At 73.2% G+C, this 23950-nt stretch carries 26 protein-coding genes; 11 read left to right on the forward strand and 15 right to left on the reverse strand.

Features of this window, described 5'->3' with window-relative positions; genetic code table 11:
• Window positions 1-89: 89 nt before the first annotated feature.
• From AB0I49_RS13615 to AB0I49_RS13625, 3 genes are all read left to right on the forward strand, one after another.
• Window positions 90-569 (forward strand): hypothetical protein, encoded by a 480-nt coding sequence (locus AB0I49_RS13615; protein ID WP_363227105.1) that lies wholly within the window; start codon window positions 90-92, stop codon window positions 567-569.
• A 55-nt stretch (window positions 570-624) separates the two neighbouring features.
• Window positions 625-1104 (forward strand): hypothetical protein, encoded by a 480-nt coding sequence (locus tag AB0I49_RS13620; protein WP_363227106.1) that lies wholly within the window; start codon window positions 625-627, stop codon window positions 1102-1104.
• Between the two features lie 80 nt (window positions 1105-1184).
• A complete protein-coding gene (locus AB0I49_RS13625; RefSeq protein WP_363227107.1) occupies window positions 1185-1589 on the forward strand; it encodes a peptidoglycan-binding domain-containing protein in 405 nt (134 codons plus the stop codon).
• Window positions 1590-1604: 15 nt separating this feature from the next.
• Here the strand turns inward: AB0I49_RS13625 and AB0I49_RS13630 are convergent, their stop codons facing one another.
• The 11 genes from AB0I49_RS13630 to AB0I49_RS13680 form a co-directional block, all read right to left on the reverse strand.
• Entirely contained in the window at window positions 1605-1805 is a 201-nt protein-coding gene (locus tag AB0I49_RS13630; RefSeq protein ID WP_363227108.1) for a hypothetical protein, read from the reverse strand.
• Window positions 1806-1824: 19 nt separating this feature from the next.
• Window positions 1825-2898 carry a DUF2156 domain-containing protein gene (locus tag AB0I49_RS13635; protein WP_363227109.1) on the reverse strand — a complete coding sequence of 358 codons (1074 nt, stop codon included), beginning with the start codon at window positions 2896-2898 and terminating at the stop codon, window positions 1825-1827.
• A 70-nt stretch (window positions 2899-2968) separates the two neighbouring features.
• Window positions 2969-4213, reverse strand: a complete 1245-nt coding sequence (locus AB0I49_RS13640) for a beta-ketoacyl-[acyl-carrier-protein] synthase family protein (protein WP_363227110.1) — start codon at window positions 4211-4213, stop codon at window positions 2969-2971.
• Window positions 4200-4490 (reverse strand): acyl carrier protein, encoded by a 291-nt coding sequence (locus AB0I49_RS13645; protein ID WP_363227111.1) that lies wholly within the window; start codon window positions 4488-4490, stop codon window positions 4200-4202. Before AB0I49_RS13645 ends, AB0I49_RS13640 begins: the two co-directional genes overlap by 14 nt.
• Window positions 4491-4514: 24 nt before the next feature.
• Window positions 4515-5507: a beta-ketoacyl-ACP synthase III gene (locus AB0I49_RS13650; RefSeq protein ID WP_363227112.1), complete on the reverse strand. Its 993-nt coding sequence runs from the start codon at window positions 5505-5507 to the stop codon at window positions 4515-4517.
• Window positions 5504-6514, reverse strand: coding sequence for a VlmB-like protein (locus AB0I49_RS13655; protein WP_363227113.1), 1011 nt, complete (start codon window positions 6512-6514; stop codon window positions 5504-5506). Before AB0I49_RS13655 ends, AB0I49_RS13650 begins: the two co-directional genes overlap by 4 nt.
• Before the next feature lie 61 nt (window positions 6515-6575).
• Window positions 6576-7082 (reverse strand): hypothetical protein, encoded by a 507-nt coding sequence (locus AB0I49_RS13660; RefSeq protein ID WP_363227114.1) that lies wholly within the window; start codon window positions 7080-7082, stop codon window positions 6576-6578.
• Between the two features lie 112 nt (window positions 7083-7194).
• On the reverse strand, window positions 7195-7725 hold the full coding sequence (locus AB0I49_RS13665; RefSeq protein ID WP_363227115.1) for an SRPBCC family protein: 531 nt from the start codon (window positions 7723-7725) through the stop codon (window positions 7195-7197).
• A complete protein-coding gene (locus AB0I49_RS13670; RefSeq protein ID WP_363227229.1) occupies window positions 7722-9035 on the reverse strand; it encodes an aminotransferase class III-fold pyridoxal phosphate-dependent enzyme in 1314 nt (437 codons plus the stop codon). The genes AB0I49_RS13665 and AB0I49_RS13670 overlap by 4 nt, the downstream gene beginning before the upstream one ends.
• 54 nt (window positions 9036-9089) lie before the next feature.
• The gene (locus AB0I49_RS13675; protein WP_363227116.1) at window positions 9090-10229 is read right to left on the reverse strand and encodes an acyl-CoA dehydrogenase family protein; all 1140 of its coding nucleotides are present in this window, start codon (window positions 10227-10229) and stop codon (window positions 9090-9092) included.
• Between the two features lie 43 nt (window positions 10230-10272).
• Window positions 10273-11934, reverse strand: a complete 1662-nt coding sequence (locus AB0I49_RS13680) for an aldehyde dehydrogenase (protein WP_363227117.1) — start codon at window positions 11932-11934, stop codon at window positions 10273-10275.
• Window positions 11935-12240: 306 nt separating this feature from the next.
• On the opposite strand from AB0I49_RS13680, the gene AB0I49_RS13685 reads away from it, so the two are divergent.
• The 5 genes from AB0I49_RS13685 to AB0I49_RS13705 all read left to right on the forward strand — a co-directional run bounded on the left by AB0I49_RS13685 (window position 12241) and on the right by AB0I49_RS13705 (window position 15473).
• The gene (locus tag AB0I49_RS13685; RefSeq protein WP_363227118.1) at window positions 12241-13245 is read left to right on the forward strand and encodes an acyl-CoA desaturase; all 1005 of its coding nucleotides are present in this window, start codon (window positions 12241-12243) and stop codon (window positions 13243-13245) included.
• Window positions 13239-13775 (forward strand): hypothetical protein, encoded by a 537-nt coding sequence (locus AB0I49_RS13690; protein WP_363227119.1) that lies wholly within the window; start codon window positions 13239-13241, stop codon window positions 13773-13775. Before AB0I49_RS13685 ends, AB0I49_RS13690 begins: the two co-directional genes overlap by 7 nt.
• Window positions 13776-13888: 113 nt before the next feature.
• Window positions 13889-14371 (forward strand): hypothetical protein, encoded by a 483-nt coding sequence (locus tag AB0I49_RS13695; protein WP_363227120.1) that lies wholly within the window; start codon window positions 13889-13891, stop codon window positions 14369-14371.
• Entirely contained in the window at window positions 14368-14823 is a 456-nt protein-coding gene (locus tag AB0I49_RS13700) for a hypothetical protein (RefSeq protein ID WP_363227121.1), read from the forward strand. The genes AB0I49_RS13695 and AB0I49_RS13700 overlap by 4 nt, the downstream gene beginning before the upstream one ends.
• Window positions 14824-15014: 191 nt before the next feature.
• Window positions 15015-15473, forward strand: coding sequence for a cyclic nucleotide-binding domain-containing protein (locus AB0I49_RS13705; protein WP_363227122.1), 459 nt, complete (start codon window positions 15015-15017; stop codon window positions 15471-15473).
• Window positions 15474-15541: 68 nt separating this feature from the next.
• Here AB0I49_RS13705 and AB0I49_RS13710 read toward each other — a convergent pair whose 3' ends face one another.
• On the reverse strand, window positions 15542-16129 hold the full coding sequence (locus AB0I49_RS13710) for a hypothetical protein (RefSeq protein WP_363227123.1): 588 nt from the start codon (window positions 16127-16129) through the stop codon (window positions 15542-15544).
• Between the two features lie 202 nt (window positions 16130-16331).
• Here AB0I49_RS13710 and AB0I49_RS13715 point away from each other — a divergent pair, with 202 nt between their 5' ends.
• Entirely contained in the window at window positions 16332-17015 is a 684-nt protein-coding gene (locus AB0I49_RS13715) for a response regulator transcription factor (RefSeq protein WP_363227124.1), read from the forward strand.
• A gap of 72 nt (window positions 17016-17087) precedes the next feature.
• Here the strand turns inward: AB0I49_RS13715 and AB0I49_RS13720 are convergent, their stop codons facing one another.
• Window positions 17088-18830 carry a GAF domain-containing protein gene (locus tag AB0I49_RS13720; protein ID WP_363227230.1) on the reverse strand — a complete coding sequence of 581 codons (1743 nt, stop codon included), beginning with the start codon at window positions 18828-18830 and terminating at the stop codon, window positions 17088-17090.
• A 376-nt stretch (window positions 18831-19206) separates the two neighbouring features.
• On the opposite strand from AB0I49_RS13720, the gene AB0I49_RS13725 reads away from it, so the two are divergent.
• Both AB0I49_RS13725 and AB0I49_RS13730 read left to right on the forward strand, forming a co-directional pair.
• The gene (locus AB0I49_RS13725) at window positions 19207-20730 is read left to right on the forward strand and encodes a hypothetical protein (protein WP_363227125.1); all 1524 of its coding nucleotides are present in this window, start codon (window positions 19207-19209) and stop codon (window positions 20728-20730) included.
• Between the two features lie 114 nt (window positions 20731-20844).
• Window positions 20845-22767, forward strand: a complete 1923-nt coding sequence (locus AB0I49_RS13730) for a hypothetical protein (RefSeq protein ID WP_363227126.1) — start codon at window positions 20845-20847, stop codon at window positions 22765-22767.
• A gap of 55 nt (window positions 22768-22822) precedes the next feature.
• Here the strand turns inward: AB0I49_RS13730 and AB0I49_RS13735 are convergent, their stop codons facing one another.
• Both AB0I49_RS13735 and cynS read right to left on the reverse strand, forming a co-directional pair.
• Window positions 22823-23320 carry a nucleoside deaminase gene (locus AB0I49_RS13735; protein WP_363227127.1) on the reverse strand — a complete coding sequence of 166 codons (498 nt, stop codon included), beginning with the start codon at window positions 23318-23320 and terminating at the stop codon, window positions 22823-22825.
• 106 nt (window positions 23321-23426) lie between these two features.
• Window positions 23427-23897, reverse strand: coding sequence for a cyanase (cynS, locus tag AB0I49_RS13740; protein ID WP_363227128.1), 471 nt, complete (start codon window positions 23895-23897; stop codon window positions 23427-23429).
• Between the last annotated feature and the right edge of the window lie 53 nt (window positions 23898-23950).

A 23950-nucleotide genomic window follows, 5' to 3' on the forward strand; every position in this document is an offset into this window, starting at 1 on the left:
CCGCAGGAGAAGCAGACATGGCCGTCAGAGTCGTCAGAGGCGCCGGCGCACGCGCCCGGAGCGGTCCTCACTCCCCAGGCGTCCGGGGGGTGTTGCGAAGAACGCTGGCGTGGACGGCGCGGCGTCCTGGGACGCTCGCGGTGACGGCGCTGCTCGCGGTCGCGCCGACCGCTTCATCGATGTCGCAGGCGGCGGCCGACGGAAGCAGTGCCGCGGGCGGCGCGTCCCGTACGGGCGCCGCCGGATGCCAGGTACGGGCCGACGCGCGGCACACGGACTGGACGGGAATGAACTTCCTCGGAGACGTGGTCTGTCCGCACAATCTCGGCTCGATCCGGGTGCAGTCCACCTCCCAGAGCACCGTGAACGGGCAGATCGCCTTCGCTCCGAGCTGGTTCGTGTGCTGGAAGAAGGGCGGCTCCTACCAGGGCCAGGACATCTGGTACTACACGCAGGCCGACTCGGTCTCCGGGAGCAAGGGGTCCAAGGGGTGGGGCTATCTGCCCGCCGCGGAGACGCAGGTGTCCGGGCATCCGGTCGCCGGGCTGAAGAAGTGCACGTGGTCGTGAGCCGGCGCGTGTGTGCCGGGGTCGGGCCGGTCGCCGGCCGGGAAGGTGGACGCACATGAAGGACGGGAAGGTCCGGCGGGCTCCGGCGCCGCGCCGGATCGCACTCGCGGCGGCCGTGCTCGGGCTGGTGGCGGGGGTGACGGCGGCCGGTCGCCCGGAGGCCGGGACCGGCGGGGGCGCCGCGCGCGAGGGCGCGCCGGCGGCCGGCTGTGCGCTGCGCCAGCAGCAGCCGCACAAGGACACGCTCGGCAACGTCTTCACCTTCGACCTGTACTGCGACAACCTGGCCTCCGACATGTACGGCCGGGCCGCGTACGACGCGCCCGTCACCGGCCGCCTCAAGCTGTCGCCGAGCTGGTTCGCGTGCTGGACGCAGGGGGACGCCCCTCCCGGCGAGAGCAAGATCTGGTACTACACCCAGGGCGACGAGGTGGCGAGCCGGCCGACGCTGAAGGGCTGGGGGCTGGTGCCCGCCCGGGTGGTGGAGTCGCAGAAGCACCCGTTCCCGGGGCTCCCCCGCTGCTCCTGGTACTGAGGGCCGGCCCCGTACGGGAAACCGCCGCCCCCTGCCCCCTGCCGCACCGTTCCGTCTTCTCAAGTACCGGAGGTCGCCCGATGTCCGCACGGAGAACCACAGGTGTCCGGGGCCGTGCACTGGCCGCCGCGCTGCTGGGATGCGCGCTGCTCGCCGGTCCGGCCGTGGCCCTGGGCGGCGGGGCCGCCGAGGCGAAGGCGCCGGTCCGCTCCACCGAGGGCGCGGGCATCGACAACGGCGTCAACGGCGAATGGCGGTACTGCCCGTACACGGGCGACCATCCCGAGCTCGGCAACGGGCACGCCAATGAGGCCGTCGGTCATCTCCAGTGCGTGCTGAACAAGGTGTACGGCTACCGCAGCGTGACCGTGGACAAGATCTTCGGCCCGGCCACGCTCGCTGCGGTCAAGGACTTCCAGCAGTCGGTCGGCCTCACCCCCGACGGCTTCGTCGGGCCCAGGAGCTGGGCCGCCCTCCATCCGTGAGCCGGTCCGGACGGCTCACGTCTCCGCTTCCGGCGTGCCCCGTCCCGCCAGAGCGGCGTCCAGGTCGCGCAGTGCCGCGTCCGCGCGGGCGCGGGCGGGCATGTCGTCGGGCACCCCGACGACGGCGTGGAAGGCGTCGACGACCGCCTGCTCGTACGCCGTGAGCCGGGGGGCCCGGTCTTCCCGCTGCCCCTGCTGTTCCTGACGTGCCGTCATGGGCTGGTGCTCCCTCTCCTCAAAAGGCGTTCGCGGCGCGGAAGATGTGGGCGAAGGCGGCCAGGCTCGCGCCGCCCCGGAACGCCGCGTACTCGGGCAGGAGCACGTCCGGCGCCCATTTGCGTTTGTACGCGAGCTGGGTACGGGCGGGGTAGACGGCTTCGCCGTGCTCTTCCAGATGGCGCAGGAACCAGCGGAGCCCCTGACTGTGACCGGGCACCTCGTGCTCTTCGCGGAGCCCGGTGAACGGCGTGAACCCGAAGTGCAGCCAGCGGACCCCTTCCGCGCGGAACGTGTCGATGGCGGCGCTGTTGACGGCCTCCATGACGCCGGGCGGGCCGTCGGGCACGCGTCGGCTGAGGTCGTGCATCCAGCCGGGCCGGGAGCCGGCGACCGGGGAGTAGGAGATGTAGCCGATGGGCCGGCCGTCGATGGCGCCGAGGAAGAGCCGGCGGTACGGCTGTCCCCTGCCGCCGGTGCGGCCGACCAGGAATTCCAGCGGCCGGGCGTGCGCGCCCTTGCTCGCCAGCCAGGCCGCGTCGATCTCGCGGAGGGCCGCGCGGCAGGCGGCGGCGTCGGTCTCGGCGACCGCGAGGCCCGCCCGCCGGGCCCGCGCGATCTTGTTGCGCAGCTGCATGAAGCGGGTGCCGCGCAGGGTGAAGGCGGCCAGCCCGACCGCGTAGGAGGCGCCGATCTGGTTGACGGTGAAGCCGCTGTCGGCGTAGATCTCCGCGTCGTGGCGCTGGAGTTGTACGGCGACGGGCGCGAGGCCGGACCGGTCCGCGAACCGGACGAACTCGTGCAGCAGCGTCCGGTAGTCGCGGCGAGGGGCGAACGGGCCGCCGAACTGCACGGCGTAGCCGCCGCATCTGCGGAAGACGACCACGCCGTCGGCGCGCGCGCTGGTGAAGTGCTCGGCTTCCTCGTTGAGGGCCAGGAAGGCGCTGGGGTTGTCCGCGTCGGTGTGGGTGCGGATCGCGGTGAGGATCCTGTCGGCGGTGAGGAGGGGGAGGGCGGCGGCCTCGTCGGCCGGGCCCGGAGCCGTACCGCTCGCGGGGGTCTTCGTACCGGTCTCCGGGGTGTGGGGTCGCATGGCTGTCACCTCGTGTTCGCAAAAGGGCCGGAAGGCGTCGGCCGGTGGGGCGCGGTCCCCGACGGGGCTTTCATCCCGTGCCCATCGCCAGCACCGCGTTCTGCCCGCCGAAGCCGAAGGAGTTGGACAGGGCCACTCCGGCGCGCAGCGGCCGGGGGGCGGTGGCCACGTCGATGTCGAGTTCGGGGTCGAGGTCGCCGAGTCCGGTGGTGGGCGGTGCGGTGGCGTGCCGTACGGCCAGGAGGGTGTAGACGGCCTCCACGGCGCCCGCGGCGCCGAGCAGGTGGCCGGTGGTGCCCTTGGTGGAGGTCACCACGGGTTCGGCGCCGAAGATCCGGCCGAGGGCCAGCCCTTCGACGCGGTCGTTGTGCGGGGTGGACGTGCCGTGCGCGTTGACGTGGGTCACGTCGGCCGCCGCGGCGCCGGCGTCGGCGAGGGCGGCGCGCACGGCCGTCTCGATGCCCCGGCCGTGGGGGTGGGGCGCGGTGATGTGGTGGGCGTCCGCCGAGGCGCCGTATCCCAGGACGAGGCCGTGTACGTGCGCGCCGCGGGCGCGGGCGTCCGCCGCCCGTTCCAGGACCACGATGCCGGCCCCCTCCCCCGCCACGAAGCCGTCGCGTCCGGCGTCGAAGGGGCGGGAGGCGGTGGCCGGGTCGGCCGTACGGCGGGACAGGGCGCCCATCTGGGCGAAGCCGGCCATCACCAGGGGGGTGAGCATCGCTTCGCTGCCGCCGGCCAGGACCACGTCGCAGCGGTCCAGGAGCAGCAGGTCGCGGGCGGTGCCGATGGCGGTGGCGCCGGAGGCGCAGGCGGTGGCGACGACCAGGTTGGGCCCCGACGCGCCGAATTCCAGGGCGAGTTGCCCGGCGAGCATATTGGGGAGCTGCATCGGCAGCAGGAGCGGGGAGACCTGGCCGGGGCCGTCCGTCAGCAGGACGCGGTGCTGGGCCTCTACGGTGCCGGGGCCGCCATCGGCGCAGCCGAGGACGACGCCGGTGCGGGCGCCGTCCCAGGTGCGCGGGTCCAGCCCGCTGTCCCGTACGGCCTCCTGGGCGGCGACGAGCGCGAACTGGACGAACCGGTCGAGGCGGTACGCCTTGCGGCCGCCGAGCAGCCGGGCCGGGTCGAAGTCGGGGACGCGGCAGGTGAGAGGGGCGGGGAGGGGGTGGAGGTCCGGGTCGAGGGAGGCTGTGGCCCGGCCGGCGAGGAGGGCGGACCAGTTGGCGGCGACGCCGGTGCCGGCCGGGGTCACCAGTCCCATGCCGGTGACGGCTACGTCCGGGCGGGGGCGCGGTGCGTTCCTATTTGCCGGCATGCGCGGAGGCGCTCCGCTCCTCGATCAGGTGCACGATGCCGGCGACGGTGGGCGTGCGGGCCAGTTCGTCGTCGCTGACGCGGACGCCGAGTTCCTTCTCCAGGACCAGGGAGAGTTCCACCAGGGCGAGCGAGTCCAGTTCGATGTCCTCGTGGGTGGCGTCGACGGTGATGTGTTCCGGGGCGATGTGGAGCTTGCCCGCGAGAATGTCCCTGAGGTGCTCGAAGATCTCGGCGTTCACGGGGGGCGTGGGGCCCGTGGGGCTCGCGGAGGTCATGGGTTCGCTCCTTCTGTTTCTGTTTCAGACGGTGTCGCGGCGTACGGGCAGGTCGGGCCAGCGCAGGGTGGTGGCGCCCCAGGTGAGGCCGGCGCCGAAGGCGGTCAGGAGGACGCGGTGGCCGGGGCGCAGCCGGCCGTCGGCCGACGTGTGGTCCAGGAGCAGCGGGATGGAGGCGGCGGCGGTGTTGCCGACGTGTTCCACGTTGGAGAGAAGATGTCCGGACGGCAGGCCGAGTTCGTCGGCGAGGGCGTTCAGGATGCGGGTGTTGGCCTGGTGGGCGGCGAGCCGGTCGACGTCCGCCAGCCGCCAGCCGGCGTCGGTCACGGCCGTACGGGACGCCATGGCCATCCGTTCGACGGCCTGGCGGAAGGTGGCCCGGCCCTGCATGCGCAGGTACCGTTCGCCGGCCGGGATCTCGATGAGGTCGCCCAGGTCGCCGTCGCTGCCCAGGGCTACCGGGCCGAACGCGCCGGGTTCGCCGTCGGCCCCGGCCCGGAGGACGACGGCCCCGGCGCCGTCGGCGAAGATGACGGCGGTGTTCCGGTCCCGCGGGTCGATCAGGGTGCTGAAGGTCTCGGCCGCGATGAGCAGGACGCGGCGGGCGGCGCCGGTGGCCAGCAGGCCGCCGGCGGCGGCCAGGCCGTAGAGGAAGCCGCTGCACACCGCGGCGATGTCGAAGGCGGGGACGCCGCTCAGGCCCAGGCGGGCGGCGACGTGGGGCGCGGTGGCCGGACAGCGCCGGTCGGGGGTGGCGGTGGCCAGCACGACGGCGTCCGCGGTGGGCTCCTCGGCGGACTTCAGGGCCCGGCGGCCGGCCTCGACGGCCAGGTCGCCGGTGGTGGTGCCGGGGGCGGCGTGGTGCCGGCGGCGGATGCCCGTACGGCTGCGGATCCAGGCGTCGTCGGTGCCCAGGCGCCGTTCGAGGTCGTGGTTGGTCACGACGTCCGGCGGCAGCCAGGATCCGATGCCGGTGAGCACGGGCCGTACGGCCGTGGGCGGCGGGGCGGCTGTCATCGCGCACCCCCGAGGACGCCGATGGCGTCCTCCAGGCCCATGTACCGCATGCGGACCTCCGCCATCTCGTCGGTCCAGCGTTCGGCGGCGGCGTAGCGCTCCCCCGGTGTGGTGTCGGCCAGCCGGCGGCCGGGCCACAGTTCCTGGTCGCCCACCACGTCGGCGTGTTCGCCGAGGCCCTGCTGGAAGAGTTCCTCGCGGGCCAGGACGAATTCCCGGTCGGGGACCTTGTCCCACAGCTCGCGCCCGGCGTGGAGGATCTCGACGATCCGGGACCGGTATCCGGGGTGGCGGGCGAGGTGGTCGCGGAGGATGGAGCTGCCGACGGTCAGGTGGCGTATCTCGTCGATGGCGGCGGTGCGGGAGAGTTCGGCGGCGGCCGGGTCCAGGCGGCTCCATTTGCGTTCGCTCAGCTCGGCGGCGGGGGCGAGGACCCCCTCGATGACGATGGTGAAGACGGCGACGCCGCCGGCGAAGTCGGCCCGGTCGCGGACGATGTCCAAGGTGAAGTCGGCGACCGGATCCAGGACCCGGCGGCAGTAGTCGGCGTTCCGTTCCGCGAGGTCGGCGAGGAGCGTCGGGGCGGGCAGGCCGACTTCGGTCAGGTGGTGGCGGAAGATGCGGCTGTGCCGGGCCTCGTCGACCAGCTGGGTGGCGTAGAACTCCATTTCGGGGACGCCGGGGGCGAGGGCGACGTAGTGGGCCAGGAGCCGGGTGGCGTATTCCTCGGCGAGGGCGCGCTGGCCCAGTTCGAGGACGATGGCCTCGCGCAGCGGTCCGGGGCGGCGCATGTGGCCGGGCGTCGGGGTGGTGTCGCGGTGTCCGGAGACGGCCCGGTCGCGGAGGGTGCCCTGGGCGACGTGGCGGAACCAGTACGCGAGGTCGCAGCGGTCGGCGGTGAGGGTGAGGTCCATGGCGCCTTCGAGCAGACCCGGCGCGGTGTCGAAGTCCGTTTCGGGGGCCGCCGGCCCGGGTGTCGCCGGGTCCGGCCGGGGGGTGGTGGTCATCGGGCTGGTCTCCTCCTTCGCGGGCGCCGGCCGGGTTGCGTACCGGGCCGGGGCCGTACGGTCACCGGCCCGCGCCGACCGGGCGGGGCTGCTTCTTGCCGTGGTGTGCGGGCGCCCGCTCCAGCAGGGGGCCGTGCAGTCCGCCGAGGAAGGCGCGGTAGCCGGGTTCGGGGGCCGGTTCGAAGTGCAGGCCGAAGGGTTTGTAGAAGTTGCCGAACAGGCCGCGGTCGCCGAAGAGGTGCCACGGGAGCAGCAGCAGGGCCCATTCGGGGCCGATGAGCCACCACCACAGGGCGGCCACGGCGCCCTGGGTGACGACGCTGTGCATCGTGTTGTAGAGGACGTAGTAGACCTTCGAGATCTCTTTGGTGCGGCTGCGGCGGTAGGCGACGGCGCCGGGGAGATAGCCGACGAGGTCGATGTAAAGGAACAGCGCGATGGCCTGGAACCAGCGGATCTCGCCCGCGTGGGCGATGATCAGGCCGGTGGTGACCGCGAAGGCGACGAGGTATTCGCTGCGGTGCAGTGCGGCGGTGGTGGGGGTGTCGAAGGGGTTGGCCTGGTCCATGGCGGGTCCTGAGTCCTGAGTCCTGAGTCCTGAGTCCTGAGTCCTGGGGAGTGTCCTCGGAGGGGTGGCGGGGAGGGCGTCGGAAGGTCTGACGGCCTTTCCGGCAGCCGTTTCAGCGGACGTCGCGGTCCGTTTCGCGGTCCGTCTCGTGGGGCGTTTCGTGGGGCGTTTCGTGGGGCGTTTCGGCGGACGGTTCCAGCGGCACGGAGAGGTCGACGTCGGGGAAGAAGCCGTGCACGGCCCAGGCGACGGTCTCCCCGATGACCCGTTCGGCGATCGGGTCGAGGATGCCCTCCAGGCTCGGGATGCCGAAGTCGAAACGGGCCTCGAAGCGGACGCGGACGTCGTCGCCCGCCTGGGCGAATTCCCAGTGGCCGGTGAATTCCTCGAAGTCGCCGTCGGTCTGCCGGAAGGTGACGCGCAGCGCGTCGCGGTCGTACTCCTCCCGCTCGGTCCAGCTCAGCAGCCCGCTGCGGAACCGCAGTTCCCAGCTGGAGCGGCCGTCGGCGGGGCCGCGTTCGTGCACGGTGGTGGTCCGTACGTGCGGGGCCAGGCGCGGATAGTGCTCCCAGCCGATCACGGTGTCCAGGACGCGCGGCGCCTTCTCGTTCCGCACGGTCGCCGCCAGTTCGACGCTTCTCATACGCGCTCTCCGTCGTCCGGCATGCGCACGCCGCCCGTGATGAGCGCGCGGCACGCCTGTTCCAGGGCGGCGAGGAAGAACCCGGTCTCCTCGTCGGTGAGGGTGGCGGGCGGGGTGAACCGGACGACGGAGCTGCCGATCATCGAGTGGTTGCCGATGACGCGGTGGTTGAGGAGCTCGATCAGCAGTTCCCCGGCCAGGCCCGGCTCCGCCAGTTCGACGCCGATGAGCAGGCCCTGGCCGCGGACGTCCACGGCCAGGGCGCCCAGGGTCCGGGAGACCGCCGCGCGGATCTGCGGCAGCAGCCGCTCGCCGAGCTCCCGCGCGCGGGTGATCAGGTCCTCCTCCTCGATGGCGCGCAGGGTGCCCTGGACGGCGGCCATGAGGAGGGGCTGGCCGGAGAAGGTGGCGGTGTGGACGTAGGGGTCCTTGTCGAAGGGCCGGAACGCCTCGCGCGTGGCGACGGCCGCGGAGACCGGCACGATGCCGCCGCCGAGCGCCTTGCCGGCCAGGAGGACGTCGGGGGTGACGCCTTCCAGGTCGGCGCCCCACCACCGGCCGAGCCGGCCCAGGCCGGTCTGTACCTCGTCCAGGACGAGGAAGCCGTCGTGGCGCCGTACGAGCTCCTCGGCCCGGCGCAGATAGCCGGGCGGCGGCAGGATCACGCCGCCCTCCCCCTGGACGGGTTCGATCAGGACGCACACCTCTCCGGGATGGGCGGCGAGTTCGCGTTCCAGGGCGGCGGCGTCGCCGAAGGGCACATGCGTGACGTCGGGGAGCAGCGGCCGGAAGGGCGCCTGGTAGACGTCCTTGGCGGTGGCGGACAGGGCGCCGAGGGTCTTGCCGTGGTAGCCGCCGCGCATCGCCACGGTGCGGCGGCGGCCGTTCGCCCGTGCCAGTTTCAGGCCGGTCTCGACGGCTTCGGCTCCCGAGAGGGCGAAGTGCACCCGGTCCAGTCCCTCCGGGGTGACGGCGGTCAGGGCCTGGGCGGCGCGGGCGACGGTGGGTTCCAGGAGGATGCGAGTGGCGGTGGGGTGGGTGTGGAGCTGACGCAGCACCGCGTCCATGACGGTGGGGTGGCGGGCGCCGGTGAGGAAGACGCCGTAGCCGCCGCAGTTCAGAAACCGCTCGCCGTCGGCGGTCGTGAGCCAGGCGCCGCGGGAGGAGACCTCCAGGTGGCTGCCGAAGAGTTCGGCGAGGGTGGCGCGGCCCTTGCCGAGGTGGGCGCGGTACAGGCGCAGGGTCTCCGCCCCGGTGGCGGGGGCAGCCGTCCCGGCGGGTGCGGGGAGGGGCGTGGGTGTCACGGATATGCCTCCGGTTCCGGTACGGGGCGGGGCGGGAGGACGGCGCGCGGGGCGGTGGCGTCAGGACAGGATCAGGGGCGCGCCGCAGAAGTAGGCCACCAGCGCGTCGGCGGTGCTGGTTCGCGAGGGCGGGTGGAAGGCCAGCGGCCGTACGGAGTGGGCGAGCAGGGCGCTGTCGCCGGAGCGGATGAAGTCGATGCCGCCGAGGAGTTCCAGGGCCAGGTCGGCGGCGTGGCCGAGCATTTCCTGGGCGGCGAAACGCGCCACGAGGACGGCGGCGACCGCGTCATCGCCGGCGAGTCCGTCGCGTACGGCGCGGGCCGTGCCCTCCAGCAGCGCGTAGGAGGACTCGACGCGTACGGCGAGGGCGGAGCGGTCCGGGACGCTGCCGCGTTCGCGGTCCAGGACGCGTCCGGCCAGGGCCGAGGCGGCGCCCGCGTAGCCGGCGGCGACCAGCAGTTCGAACCAGACGAAACCGGCCTGCTGGAGGTCGTCGAGGCGGTGCGGGTCCTCGGCGGTGGTGTGGATGACCAGGTCCCGCGGTACGTACACCTCCCGCAGCCGGACTTCGTCGCTCTCCGCGCCGGCCAGCACGTCGTTGCCCCAGAACGGCTGGACGCTGATGCCCTCGGAGCCGGCCGGGATCAGGGCGAGGGCCAGTTCGGAGGCGCCGCCGGGGCCTTCGACGGCGATGCTCGCGGTGAGCAGGTCCATGGAACGGGAGAGGCTGCAGGGCTTCTTGCCGCCGTTGAGGCGGTAGCCGTCGCCGTCGGGGCGGGCGGTCACCGACGGCAGCAGGATGTTCTGCCGTGTGCGTCCCTCGGCCCAGCCGGAGGCCAGCAGCAGTTGTTCGGGGACGACCCGGCCGAGGACCGCCGACTGGGCGGGGGTGAGCCGGCCGGTCTCCGCGGCGAGCGCGTAGAGCATCGCGACGGTGAAGTGGTGCATGGCGACGGCGGCGGCCAGGGAGGGCGAGTAGGAGCCGATGGCGCGCATGACGCGGACCCCGTCGACCGGGTCCGCCCCCTGGCCGCCGAACCGCCGGGGCACCAGCAGGGAGACGCCGCCGTGTTTGCGGAAGAGGTCGATGACGGGGCTGCCGGGGGCCTCCCGGGCGGTGGGCGGGACGGCTTCGAGGGCCTGGCCGAGGCCGGGGTGGTAACGCTCGCAGACGGCGCGAGCCTGGTCGAGTGAGCGCACGGGGACACCTCCGAGGTGTGTGCCGCGGGGGGGGGCGGCCGGGTCAGTGGGGCCGGTCGCCGAAGACGGCGCGCAGCGGACTGACGCCGGCGGAGACGCTGACGCCCTGCAGATGCGAGGTCTTGAGCATGGGGTAGTTGGCCTCGCCGTGGACGCCGCCGGTCAGTCCGGTGCCGCCGTGGCCGGGCAGGTAGGGCAGGAATCCGATGTGCGAGTCGTTGACCTTGAGCAGGCCGCCGTTGGTGACGCGGCGTACGAAGGCGTCGGCGACGGACTGCGAGCGGGTCCACAGCGAGTTGCGCAGCCCGTAGGCGTTGCCGTTCACGAACCGGATCATGTCGTCGAGGAGGCGGTCGTCGGCGGCGGGGGCGGGGGCGACGACGGGCAGCAGCGGGAAGAACGTCTCCTCGCGGACCACGTCCAGGCGCGCGGCCCGGTCCAGGCCGTCGGCCCGGACCACGGTCGGTTCCAGGAAGACGCCGGTGGCCGAGCGGGCGCCGTCCAGTTCGGTGCGCGCGCCGCCGCACACGAGCCGGGCGCCGCCGGCGAGGGCCTGGTCGAGCAGCGCGAAGAACCGTTCGCTGCGGCGTACGGGCGTGAGCAGCACGCCCGTGTCCTCCGGGTAGCCGGGCCGCACCGCGCGGGCCTTCTCGGCGATGCGGGCGGTCAGTTCGTCGGCGACGGCGGGGTGGGCCAGGACGCGGTTGGGGACCATGCAGATCTGCCCGGAGCCGTAGAACGCCTCGCAGGCCGCTTCGGCGGCCCAGTCGAGGTCGGCGTCGGCCCACACCACGACGGTGTCGTTGCCGGCCAGTTCCAGGACGGGTTTCTTGCCGCCTGCCACGCACCTCTGCTGGACGCGCATCCCTTCCTCGCAGCCGCCGATGTAGAAGACGTCGTCGACGTACGGGCTCTCCAGCCAGCGGTCCATGGTGGAGCGGGGGTTGCCGCACACCACGCTCAGCGTGCCGGGCGGGGCGCCCATGTCCTCCAGGAGCGGTACGGCCAGGTCGCGCAGGACGTACAGGGTGCTCAGGGCGATGCTGCGCGGGGCCCGTACGACGACGGCGTTGCCCGCCATCAGGGCGAGCACGGCGAGTGCGGCGCTGGGGGCCGGGGCGTTCTGCGGCGGGTTCAGGCAGACCACGCCGTCGGGCTGCCGGCGGACGATCAGGCGGCGTCCGCCGTGCCGGATCTCGGTGTGCATCTGCCGCCGGCACCAGGCGAGGGTCTCGTCGCTGTAGGTCTCCAGCAGACAGCTCAGCTCCCAGCGGGCGAGGGCGCGCGGGTGCGCCTCGGCCGTCAGCAGGCCCAGGAACTCCTCCTCGTGGCGCAGCAGACGGGCCCGGAAGGCGGCGCCGAGCCGCATGCGGTCCTCCAGGGGGACCGCGGCCCAGACGGGGGCGGCCTCGCGGGCGGCGCGCAGCGCCCGTTCGTTGTCCTCGGGCGAGGTGACCGCGACCCGGCCGACGACGTAGGGGTGGCCGGCCGCGGCGGAGTGAGGGTCGCGTTCCAGTCGGCGTTTGAGGGCGACGCTGGCGAACACGTCCTCCAGGAGGGAGCGGGAGCTGACGGTGTAGACCCAGTCGCCACTTCCGGCGTCCCGGCCCGCGATGTACGAGGCGTAGCTGCGCGGCGGCGCGGCGGCCGGGGCGGTCGCGGGGCGGGACTGTTGTGCCGGGCGGAGTTGTTCGACGGAATCCATCGCGTACGGACCTCCCCCGGCCGAAGACGAATGTGCCCCACGAGCCGGATCCTGACACGCCCGTCTGACACCCGGCTGACAGCGTGCTGACCGCCGGGCGGAAGCGGGCCCCGCCGTCAGCGGCTCCTCAGCGGGCTGTCAGCGGCAGCGGCCACACTGAGGGCGCGTACCCGCCGGAACACGCCTGCCGAACACGCCTGCCGCATACGCCCGCCGGAACACGACCGGCGGGAACAGAGGGGATCGCAGATGCCGGCTCCAGAGGGAAGTGTCGCGCCGCCGGCGCCGTCGGCGTCATTCGCGGAATTGCTGCGACAGGTGAAGGCCGAAGGGCTGCTGGAACTCCGGCCGCTGTATTACGTGGGAAAACTGGCCTTCAATACCGCTCTCCTGGCGCTGGGATTCACGGCGTTCCTCGCCCTGGGCGCCTCGTGGTGGCAGCCGGCGGTCGCGGTGTGGATGGGTTTCTGCGGAGCACAGTCGGCGTTCATGTGGCACGACGCCGGGCACAAGGCGATGTTCCGCGGCAAACGGCTGTCGACGGCCGTCGGGCTGGTCCACGCCAATCTGGTCAACGGGGTGAGTTACGGCTGGTGGGTGAGCCACCACAACCGTCACCACTCCCACCCCAACCACCTGGAGCTGGACCCGGACATCGGCCGCCGCACGGCGATCTTCGACCTGAAGCAGTATCCGTCCCGCCGGGGGCACCAGCGGTTCATCGTGCGTTATCAGAGCGTGCTGTTCTTCGTCCTGCTCGTCCTGGAGCTCTTCAAGATGCAGCGCAACGCCGTACGGCTCATCCGGCGCGGCGATGTCGAACGGCCCGCCGTGGAAGCGGCGCTCATCGCCGTCCGGGCCGCCGTCTATCTCTCCTTGGCGTTCTGGGTCCTCACCCCCGCCCAGGCCGTGGTGTTCATCGTCGTCCAGCAGGCCGTGCAGGGCGTGTATTTCGGGCTGCTCTTCGCCCCGAACCACAAAGGAATGGACATACGGGACGGCGCGGAGGAGTCGCTGGACTGGCTGGAGCGACAGGTCCTCACCTCGCGCAACATCCGTCCGTCGCCGCTGATGAATTTCCTCTACGGCGGTCTGAATTTCCAGGTGGAGCACCATCTCTTCCCCGCCATGCCGCAGAAGAACCTGCCGCGGGCCCGGCAGCTGACGCGCGCGTACTGCGCCCGGCGCGGACTGCGGTACCACGAGGTCGGCTTCCTGCGCTCGTACCGGGACGTGGCCTCGTACCTGCACACCGTCTCCGCGCCGATCCGGCGGGAGCGCCGATCCGGAAGGAGCGTCACATCATGGTGAATCCACCGTCGGCCGCGGCCGTACGGGCCGCGCGCAGAACCGGGGCGGGGAGGGCCGGGGCGTGCCTGGCCTCCGTGCTGGCCCTGGGCGCCGCGGCCCTCGTGCCGGGGACGGCCCAGGCCCGCCCGGCGGAGCGGGCGGGCGCGGCGGCACAGACCGCCGCCGCGTGTGTGACGCGTGAGGGGAGCCAGCACACCGACTGGACGGGCGCGTGGTTCGACCACGACGTGGTCTGCGACAACTCGCGCGGGGACATACGGCTCCAGTCGTTCTCGGACAGCCCGGTCGTGGCCAGGATGCTCACGACCCGGAGCTGGTTCGTGTGCTGGAAGACGGGCGACCCGACCCCGGCCGGGAACAGCTTCTGGTACTACACCCAGGGCGACGAGATCGTCTCCCGTCCCTCCGCGAAGGGCTGGGGCTATCTGCCGGCCAACCTGGTCCATTCGGGGTCCCATCCGGCTCCGGGCGTGCCCAAGTGCCCGTGGGCGCTGCGCGACGAGGCGGCGACGACGGGAGGCGGACGGTGATGAGCGCGATGAGGATTTCGGGAGCGGCGCCGGGAGGAGCACGAGGGGGGCGGGGCCGCAGGGGCGTGCCGCGCGGTCTGCTGGCGTCGGCCGTCGCCGTCACGGCGGTTCTCGTGACACAGTCGCCGGCCGCGGCCGGCGCGCCCGGGACCGCCGGGCGCGAAGCCGGGACGGCGGCCTCCTCCCACGGCGCCCCGGCGTCCGCCGCCCACCGCGCCGCCGGAATCTGCCAGCTCCGCAAGAACGTCTCCCACACCGACTTCACCGGCAAGACCTTCACCTCGGACCTGTACTGCGAGAACGTCGTCGCCGACGTCTACGCCAAGGCGGAGAACTACGCCACGGTGGTCGGCAAGCTCGTCACCACCCTGAGCTGGTTCGTGTGCTGGGAGACCGGTGAGCTGCACGCCGGCAAGAACCGCATCTGGTACTACACCCAGGGCGACAGGATCCTCAACTGGCCGCAGCGCAAGGGCTGGGGCTACGTTCCGGCCTACCGGCTGACGACGACGGTGGACCCGTTCCCCGGGCTGCCGGCCTGCGTACCGGGCGTGACCTCGCCCGGCCTGAACCAGGCGGCGGGCGGCGGGCGATGAGTCCCTCCGTTCCCCGCCGGGCCGCCCGGCTCCGTACGGGCCTGGCCGCCGCCGCGCTCACCGGCGCCGGCGTCCTGTCCACGGTCCCGGCGTCCGCCGCTTCCCCGGCCGGGTCGGCGCGCACCTGTCATCTGCGGGAGGGCATGCACCACGCGGACACCCTCGGCAACTCCTTCTCCAAGGACCTCTACTGCGAGAACAAGCCCGGCGACCTCTACGGCCGGGCGTACTTCACGGCTCCGGTGACCGGCCGGCTGAAGACCTCCACCAGCTGGTTCGTCTGCTGGACGCTGGGCGATCCGCATCCGGGCGGCAACAACGTCTGGTACTACACCCAGGGCGACGAAATCGTCCAGTTCCCCGCCCTGAAGGGCTGGGGCAGCATCCCCGCCGACCACCTGTGGACCGCTCAGGACCCCATGCCCGGCCTCCCCCGCTGTCCCTGGAAGTAGCGGCCGGGTTCGGAGGTCACCCGGCTCTGTCGGCCCCCCGGGGCCGGGGACAGGCGGCGCGGACATGGACGACGCGCGCGGGGCCGGTCGGCCCCCGCTCCTGCCCGGTCGGCCCCTGGAGCGGGCCGCTCCGCCCGCCGGACGCTGGTCATCCCACCGCATCGGCCCCCGTTCCAGGAGGAGACGCAGCGATGACCATCACGACGTGCACGACAGGCGGTCTGCCCGCCGAGCACCGCGAGCAGCTGATGCTGGTCGCTCGCGAGGCCGCTTTCCCGCAAGGCGTACGGATCTTCGAGGAGGGCGGGCACGCGGACCGGTTCTGGATCGTACGGACCGGGGCCGTCACCCTCGACATGCATGTGCCGGGCCGCCGTTCCCCCGTCATCGGGACCCTGGGACCCGGCGAACTCGTCGGCTGGTCCTGGATGTTCAACCCGTACGTATGGCAGCTCGGGGCGGCGTCGCTGAGCCCGGTGCGGGCGTACGAGTTCGACGCGGTCGAGGTCCGGCGCATGTGCGCGGCCGACCCCGAGCTGGGCGCGGCCGTCGCACAGTGGGTGGCCCGCGTCCTCGCGCACCGGCTGCACGCCGCGCGCACCAGGCTGCTGGACCTGTACGCGCCGTACGGCAGCGGACTCCCGAGGTGACCGGCGCTCCCGCGCCGTACGGCGTGGCGGCGCGGCGGCAGGGGAGGCAGGGGAGACAGACGGCCCTGTCAGCCCGCCGTCCGCCGCCATCGCGGGCCGACCTCGCCCCACTCCCGTTCCCACGCCGCCATCCGCCGCCGGTCCAGCCGCGCCCGTACGCACCAGCCGGCCGCCAGCACCGCGCCGATCCAGGCCCCGGCCGCCAAGCCCCCGGCGCCGGCCGCCTCGAAGGCCGCCGCGACGTCCGTGGCGGGCGGTGGGACCATCCTGCCGCGCCGGTCCTGCCAGGTGGTGACCTTCGTTCCGGCCCTGCCGCCGGGCTTCACCCACCCCTGTCCCGCGCGTGCGGAGCCGTCCGGGGACGTCCACGTCACCCGCGCCCGTACCCGGCCGTCGCGCCCCTGGCCGGCTGTCGCGGGCAGCGCGGCCGGGGCGTCCTCGGCGAGGACCGCCGGCACCGCGTGAGTCTGCTCCCGCTGCCGGGCGAGCGTCGCCTCCATCGCCTGTGCGGACGTCCAGCCGACGGCGGCCCCGCCGAGAGCGGCGAGCGCCCACACGGCCAGCACGATCCACGCCTCGGCGGCGTCGGCGCGCCGCCGGAGCGCGTTGCGCCGCCACCGCCAAAGCCGCGTCTTCGGGTACCGGGCACTGCGCATCGGTCCGCCCCCCTCGCGCTCCCTGCTGGCAGGGTGACAGCGGAAGGCGTCCCTGTCGCGAGGTGTCGCACGGTGCGGAGAACAAATCATCACGTCCTCGACTTGATCCCGTGAAAGGGCCGTTCAGCCCTGTCGGACGGCCCGCGGGTGAGCGACCATCGAACGTTGCGGGAAGTTCCGGCAGCGGGTACGGAGGGCCGTCATGACCGAAGCGCGGGCGTTCTCACCGGACGATCCGATCCGGGTGTTCCTCCTCGACGACCACGAAGTGGTCCGGCGCGGCCTCACCGATCTGCTCGGCTCCGAGCCGGACATCGCCGTGGTCGGCGACGCCGGGACGGTGGACCAGGCCCTCGCCCGGGGGCCGGCGCTGCGCCCGGACGTCGCGGTCCTTGACATCCGGCTGCCCGACGGCGACGGCATCATGGTCTGCCGCGACCTGCGGTCCCGACTGCCCGCCATGGCCTGCCTGATGCTCACCTCGTTCGACGACGACGATGCCCTGCTGGACGCGATCATGGCGGGGGCGGCCGGCTATGTACTCAAGCAGATCAAGGGGTCGGACCTCGTCTCGGCGGTCCGCACGGTGGCCTCGGGGCAGTCCCTGCTGGACCCCGCCACCACCGCGCGGCTGATGCGGAACCTCCGTGCCGACTCCGCCGATCCCCCGGCCGGCTCGCCCGTTCTGGCCGGCCTCTCCCAGCGGGAACGCGACATCCTCGTCCTCGTCGGCGAAGGGCTCACCAACCGGCAGATCGGCCTGCGGCTGTACCTGTCGGAGAAGACCGTCAAGAACCACATCTCCCGGCTGCTCGCCAAACTGGGCGTCCAGCGGCGCGTACAGGCCGCCGTCCTCGCCACCCAGCTGGAGTGGCCCCCGTCCTGACACCTGACGCCGACGCTGCCCGACGTGCCGGAGCCCGCGACCTGATGGAGCCGGGCGGCGGCCGACCGCCGGCTACTCGGACGGCATGTCCCCCGGCAGCGGAACCCGCCACCGCAGCCGGGTGCCTCCCCCGCGGGGCTCGTCCAGGGTCGATGTGCCTCCGAGGGCCGCCGCCCGTTCCTCAATGTTCTTCAATCCGCCGCGGGAGGCGCGGGACGCGTCGTCCGCGACGCCCGTGCCGTTGTCCGTCACGGTCAGCGTGAGCGCCCCCTCCCCGGCGACGAGACGCACCTCGACCGCGGTGGCCCCGGCGTGCCGGGCGACATTGCTCAGCGCCTCCCCCAGCACCGCCATCGCGTGCTCGGTCACCGGGGCGGGCACCACGGTGTCGACGGGGCCCTCCATCCGGACGGCGGGGGCGAAGCCCAGCGTGCCGGCCGCGACGGCCACCGCCCCGGCCACCCGGCTCCGCAGTCCCCCTGCGCCCGCGCTCCCCTCGTGCGTACGCAGCCCGAAGATCGTCGAGCGGATGATCTTTATGGTGGCGTCCAGGTCGTCCACCGACCGCTCCAGGCGTTCGACCGCCTCCGGGTGGTGCACGAACCGCCGCGCGCTCTGCAGCGTCATGCCCGTGGCGAACAGCCGCTGGATGGCCAGGTCATGGAGGTCACGGGCGATCCGGTCGCGGTCCTCCAGCAGCGCGATCTGCTCGGCGTCCCGGCGCCGCTCGGCCAGTTCCATCGCCAGCGCCGCCTGGCCGGCGAAGCCGAGCAGCGGCGCGGACTCCGCGGGGGTGAAGGGCGGCCGACCCGTGCTCCGGGCCACCAGAAGCACACCCCGCGCGCTCTTCCCGGTGCCCATCGGCACCGCCACCGCCGGCCCCAGCCCGGCCCACCGGGACGCGTCCTCCCCCAGCCGCGGATCGTCCTCCATGGCGCGGCTGACGACCGGCTCACCGGTGGTGAACGCCCTGCCGATGAACCCGTCCCGCCGGGGCAGCGGCAGCCCGCTGAGCGCCTCGGCGCCCTCGCCCGTCGCCAGCGCGATACGCAGCCCCTCCGCTCCCTCAACCGGGATCGCGAGCACGCCCAGGTCCGCGGCCACTATGCTCCGGGCCCGTTCGACGATCAGCTCCAGCACCTGCCGCCGCGGGGCCCCCGACAGCAGGCTGCTGGTCACCTCCGCGCCGGCCCCCAGCCACAGCTCCCTGCCGCGCGCCTCCTCGTACAGCCGGGCGTTCTCGATGGCCACCCCCGCCGCGACCGCCAGCGTCGTCAGCACCGCCTCGTCCTCGGCGTCGAACTCCCCCGCGCCGCGCTTCTCGGTGAGGTAGAGATTGCCGAACGCCTCCCCCCGCACGCGGATGGGCACCCCGAGGAACGAGTGCATCGGCGGGTGGTCCGGCGGGAACCCGTACGACGACGGGTGCTCCGACAGCTCCGCCAGCCGCAGCGGCTCCGGGTGGCGGATCAGCTCGCCCAGCAGGCCGTGGCCGCTCGGTAACGCCCCTATCTTCGCCCGCTGCTCGTCGTCGACGCCCACCGGCAGGAACTCCGAGAGCCGCTGTTCGGCGCCGACGACGCCGAGCGCGCCGTACTCGGCGTCCACCAGGACGACCGCCGCCTCCACGATCCTCCGCAGCACCTGCGGGAGATCCAGCTCCCTGCCGACGGACAGCACCGCCTCCAGGAGGCTGTGCACCCGGTCCCGCGTGCCGCGCACCGCGTTGACCCGTACCTGCAACTCCTCCAGCAGCTCGTCCAGCCGCAGCCGCGGCAGCCCCTCGGCGGCGTCTCTCCCACTGTCTCCGCCCACAGCCACAGCCCCTCCAGCCCCGTCGATTCCCGCCGGCCGCCCCCGGCCCCGCCCCGCCTGTCAGCACACGCTAGACCGAGGGGCGGGGGATGTCTCCGCCCGGGGTCCGGGCCCGACCGCGGGGTCACGGCGCGGAGCTCTTGATCCGGGGGACGGCCGGGGGTGTTGTTCGGATCTTGATTGTTCGGTGCTGTGGCCCGAGTGCGAACAACGTGCTTTTGCTAAGCAAGGGGCAGCCGACCGGGCGGTCGCGGTCATCGCGCCGGTCGGCGACAGGCACTGCCGCATCCATGGCAGGCGCCGCCGCGGGCACAGGCGAAGGACTGCCGCCGGCGCTGCCCGCCGTTGCCGTTATCACGAGAGGCAGGGACCCCCCTTGGTCACCAGACGCAACGTCATCCAGCTCGGCGGGCTCGCCGTCGGCGCGTGGGCGCTCGGGGCGCCGGTCGCGCACGCCGGGACGCGCAAGCCGCCGCCGGGCGATCACGTGCCGGCTACGGAGCTCAGCCCGCGGATCGCCTGTGCGGTGCCGCCCAACCACGATGTGGAGGTCACCAAGACCGTCTACAAGGTGGGCAGCGATCTCGGGGTGAACGACAAGGTGATGCTCGCCGGGTTCGAGGCGGGCTGGGTCGAGTCGCACATGAACAATCTCGGCTGCGGCGACCGCGACTCCGTCGGCGTCTTCCAGCAGCGCCCGAGCCAGGGCTGGGGCACCCGCGAACAGTGCATGAACGTGGCGTACGCCTCGAACTCCTTCTTCACCCGCGCGATAGGCGTCGACCGCGCCAACCCCGGCTGGAGCGCCGGCCAAGTCGCCCAGGGCGTACAGCGGTCCGCGTTCCCCGGCCGTTACGACCAGTCCGAGTCGAAGGCCCGCGCGATGATCGAGGAGGCCGCCCGGCTCAATCACCCGCAGCCGCCGGTGACGACGGTGCCGGGGGCGTCGGCGTATGAATGGGGAAATCAGCAGCACGCGTTCGGCCGGGCGCCGGACAATACGCTGTCGCACTGGTACTGGACGCCGGATTCCGGGGTCAATTTGGTGACGTGGGGCGCGCAGAAGCTGGTGGGGAAGCCGAACGGGTTCGTCTGGCACGACCAGCAGCACGCGTTCGGCCGGAGCCCGGACAATACGCTGGCGCACTGGTGGTGGACGCCCCAGGGCGGTGTGGCGTACGCGGACTGGGCCGGCGAGTGCTACAGCGACCCGGCGACGTATGTCTGGGGGATGTACGACCAGCAGCACATCTTCGCGAAGGGCGCCAACAATTCGCTGTTCCATTGGTACTGGGACCCGGCGACGCAGAAGGTGGAGCGGGTCGAGTGGGGGCGTCAGGGATTCTCCGGGAACCCGTCGGGGTTCGCCTGGGTCGATCAGCAGCACGTATTCGCGCGGTCCCCGCAGAACACCCTCGCGCACTGGTGGTGGACCCCGCAGGGCGGCGTCGCCTACGCGGACTGGGGCGGCCAGTGCTTCAGCGACCCGGTGAGCTATGTGTTCCCGCCCTACAACCAGCAGCACATTTTCGGGCGTGCCGCCGATGACACCCTCTTCCACTGGTTCTGGGACCCGGGCACGCAGCGGGTGGAGACGGTGAGCTGGGGGCCGCAGAAGTTCGTGGGCAACCCGCACGGATTCGTCTGGCACGACCAGCAGCACGTATTCGCGCGGACTCCGCAGAACACCCTCGCGCACTGGTGGTGGACCCCGCAGGGCGGCGTCGCCTACGCGGACTGGGGCGGCGAATGCCACGCCGATCCGGCTTCCTACGCCTTCACGCCCTACGACCAGCAGCACATCTTCTCCAAGGCCGCCGACGGCGAGCTCTCCCATTGGTTCTGGGACCCGGGAACGCAGAAGGTCGAGACCGTCCTGTGGGGCGGCAAGCTCGCCTGACGATCGCGTACATGAATTTCTGAAACATCGAGAACACTGGTGCCCGCGTGCCCCTCTGATGAACAATTCGGGGCAACGAGGGAGGTGTCGCCAGTGCCCCGTAGGGAGCGCCCGTTGGACGCGGGAGACACCCCGGCCCTCCGGTTCGCCGCGGACCTCCGCCGGCTGCGCCAGAAGGCCGGGAACCCGACGTACCGTCAGCTCTCGGAGCGCGCCCACTATTCGATAGCGACACTGTCGAGCGCCGCCGCGGGCCGGTCGCTGCCCTCGCGGACGGTGGCTCTCGCCTACGTCCGCGCCTGCGAGGGCGACGTGAACGAGTGGGAGCGCAGATGGCACGAGGTGGCCGCGCAGATCGCGGCCGCCGACGCCGAGGCCGGCGCGCGGGGCGACGAACGGGACAGCGGGATCTCGGAGGGCGGGGAGGGCGGGGACCGGCCGCCCTACGCCGGGCTGTCCGCGTTCCAGCCCGAGGACGCCGACTGGTTCTTCGGACGGGAGCGCCTCGTCGAGGACCTGGTCGCGCGGCTCGAACGGCAGCGGCTCGTCGTCCTCTTCGGCCCCTCCGGCTCCGGCAAGTCCTCGATCCTGCGCGCCGGCCTGCTGCCGCGCCTACGGGCCGCGCCGGAGGAGCGCACCGCCGTCGTCCTCACGCCGGGGCCGAGCCCCTGGGAGGAGTGCGCGGCGCAGCTCGCCACGGCCGCCCGTACCGCCCCCGGACCGCTGCGGAGCGAGCTGGCGGACGGCCGGTACGGGCTGCACCGGGTCGTACGCCGCGTCACCGCCGCTCAGGGCGGCGGCACGGAGATCGTCCTGGTGGTCGACCAGTTCGAGGAGGTCTTCACCCGGTGCGCGTCGCACGCGCGGCGGGCCGCCTTCATCGCCGGACTGCTCGCCGCCGTCCGGGCGCCGGACAGCCGCTGCCGCGTGGTGCTGGGCGTACGGGCGGACTTCTCCGCGCACTGCGCCCTCCACGGCGAGCTGGGCGACGCGCTGCCCGGCGCCCAGGTCGTCGTCGGTCCGATGAGCCCCGACGACCTGCTCGGCGCCGTCACGCAGCCGGCCCGGCGCGCCGGGCTCAGCGTCGAAGGGGCCCTGCTCGCCACGCTGATGACGCACGCGCGGGGCGAGGCGGGCGCGCTGCCCCTCCTCTCGTACGCGCTGCTGGAGACCTGGCGCCGAAGACGGGGCCATGCGCTGACTCTGGCCGCGTTACAGACGGCCGGAGGCATCGAGGGGGCGCTCGCGCAGGCCGCGGAGCGCTTGTACGCCTCCTTCGACGACGTACGGCGCGCGACCGCCCGGCAGGTCTTCCTGCGCCTCGCCGCTCTCGGCGAGGGCGCGGAACACCGCCTTCGGCGCGCCGAACTGGACTTCCCCGACGGCTGCCCCGAGGATACGGCGGCCGTGCTCGAACGCGCCGCCGCCGCGCGCCTGCTCACCCTCGACCACGACCGCGTGGCCCTCGCCCATACGGCGCTCCCGCACTGCTGGCCCCGGCTGCGCGCCTGGCTCGACGAGGACCGCGACGGGCTGCGCCTGCACGGCCGGCTCGCCGAAGCCGCCCACGAGTGGGAGGAGCTGGGCGAGGACGACGGCGCCCTGTACCGGGGCATCCGTCTCGCGACGGCCCAGGGCCTCGACCGGGCGGGCGGCGTGTGGCTGACCGTGCGCGAGCGGGCCTTCCTGGACGCCGGTGCGGCCGCCGAGGACGCCGAGGCCGCGCGGAATGACCGGGACCGCCGCCGGGCCACGTGGCTGCACCGGCTCGTGGCGCTGCTCGCCGTGCTGCTGCTCGTCTCCGTGACCACCACGATCGACGCGGCGCGGGCCAAGCGGGTCGTCGAGTGGCAGCGGGAGGCCGCGCTGTCCCGCGAGATCGCCAGGGAGGCCGTCGCCCTGCTCGTCCTGCGGCCGGCCCTGGCCGGGCAGCTCGGCCCGGTCGCGTACTACCGCCTGCCGCCGACGGCCTTCCGGCGGGGGCACGACGGACGGCCGGGCCCCGGCCGCGGGCAGCCCGGCCGCGGGGCGCTGTGAGCACCTCGCGGTCTCGTAGCGGGCGGGCGCCCGGCCGTCGCGCCGGCCGCGGGCCTCAGGCGGCGGGGGCGCCGGCGACGCGGCGTTCGCCGCCGTTGTTCTCCTGCCAGAAGCGGTAGACGTCGACGGCGTCCTCGCGCGGCTCGTGGCGCATGGGCAGCCGGCGGTCCTGCCAGGGCTTGGCGAACTCGTCGTAGAACGTGTTCAGCTCGAAGTACTTGCGGTCGTCGACATAGTGCGGTTCGTAGGCGTCACGGGTGGTGAGGAAGACGACCTCGTCCGGGGAGCAGTAGTACAGGGAGCCCAGGCACATGGGGCACGGGTGGGCCAGCACGTAGATGGTGGCGCCGGTCAGGTGCTCGGCGCCCAGCTTCGTGCACGCCTCGCGGATGGCGAGGATCTCCGCGTGGGCGGTGGGGTCGGCGGTCTGGGCGACCAGGTTCGGGCTCTCGGCGAGGATCTCGCCGTCCTTGACGATGACGGTCGCGAACGGGCGGCCGCCCTCGGCCACGTTCCGGCGGGCGATGTCGATGGTGCGCTGGGCGAAGTCCATGGAGGTCCTCCGAAGACGACGAAAGGGATGACGAAAGGGATGGGGTGCGGGGCCATGTCGTGAAGCGGTGCCGGGGACCGGGCGGAGAACGGTCCCCGGCACCGGATCAGAACGGCTTCGTCGGCAGGTACTTGCCGTCCAGGGTGATGACGGCGCGCTCGCCGCCCTCGGGGTCGGCGACCTTCCGCACGTCCAGCTTGAAGTTGATGGCGGAGATGATGCCGTCCCCGAACTGCTCGTGGATCAGCGCCTTCAGGGTCGTTCCATAGACCTGGATCATCTCGTAGAAGCGGTAGATGGTCGGGTCGGTGGGGACGCCGCCGGGGATCGAGCCGCGGGTCGGGATGGTCTGGAGCAGCGCCGCCGCGTCGTCGTCCAGGTCCAGCAGCTCGGCGACCGCCTTCGCGGACTGCGGCGGCAGCGGGTGCTGGCCGAGTACCGCGGCGGTGGTGAAGGCCGGCGACAGTCCGGCGGCGTCGGCGATCTCCTGCCACGTCAGGTTCTTACGGACCTTCGCCTCGACGGCGGCGTCGGCGAGGGCCTCGCGGGCGGTGGGGTTGAACTGGGCGTGCGCCATGATGGGCACTTCCTTCCTTCTCCATAGCGGATTTCGGTGGGGCGGGCGGGTTC

It is taken from the genome of Streptomyces sp. NPDC050617 (genome assembly GCF_040654795.1).
Lineage (GTDB): Bacteria > Actinomycetota > Actinomycetes > Streptomycetales > Streptomycetaceae > Streptomyces.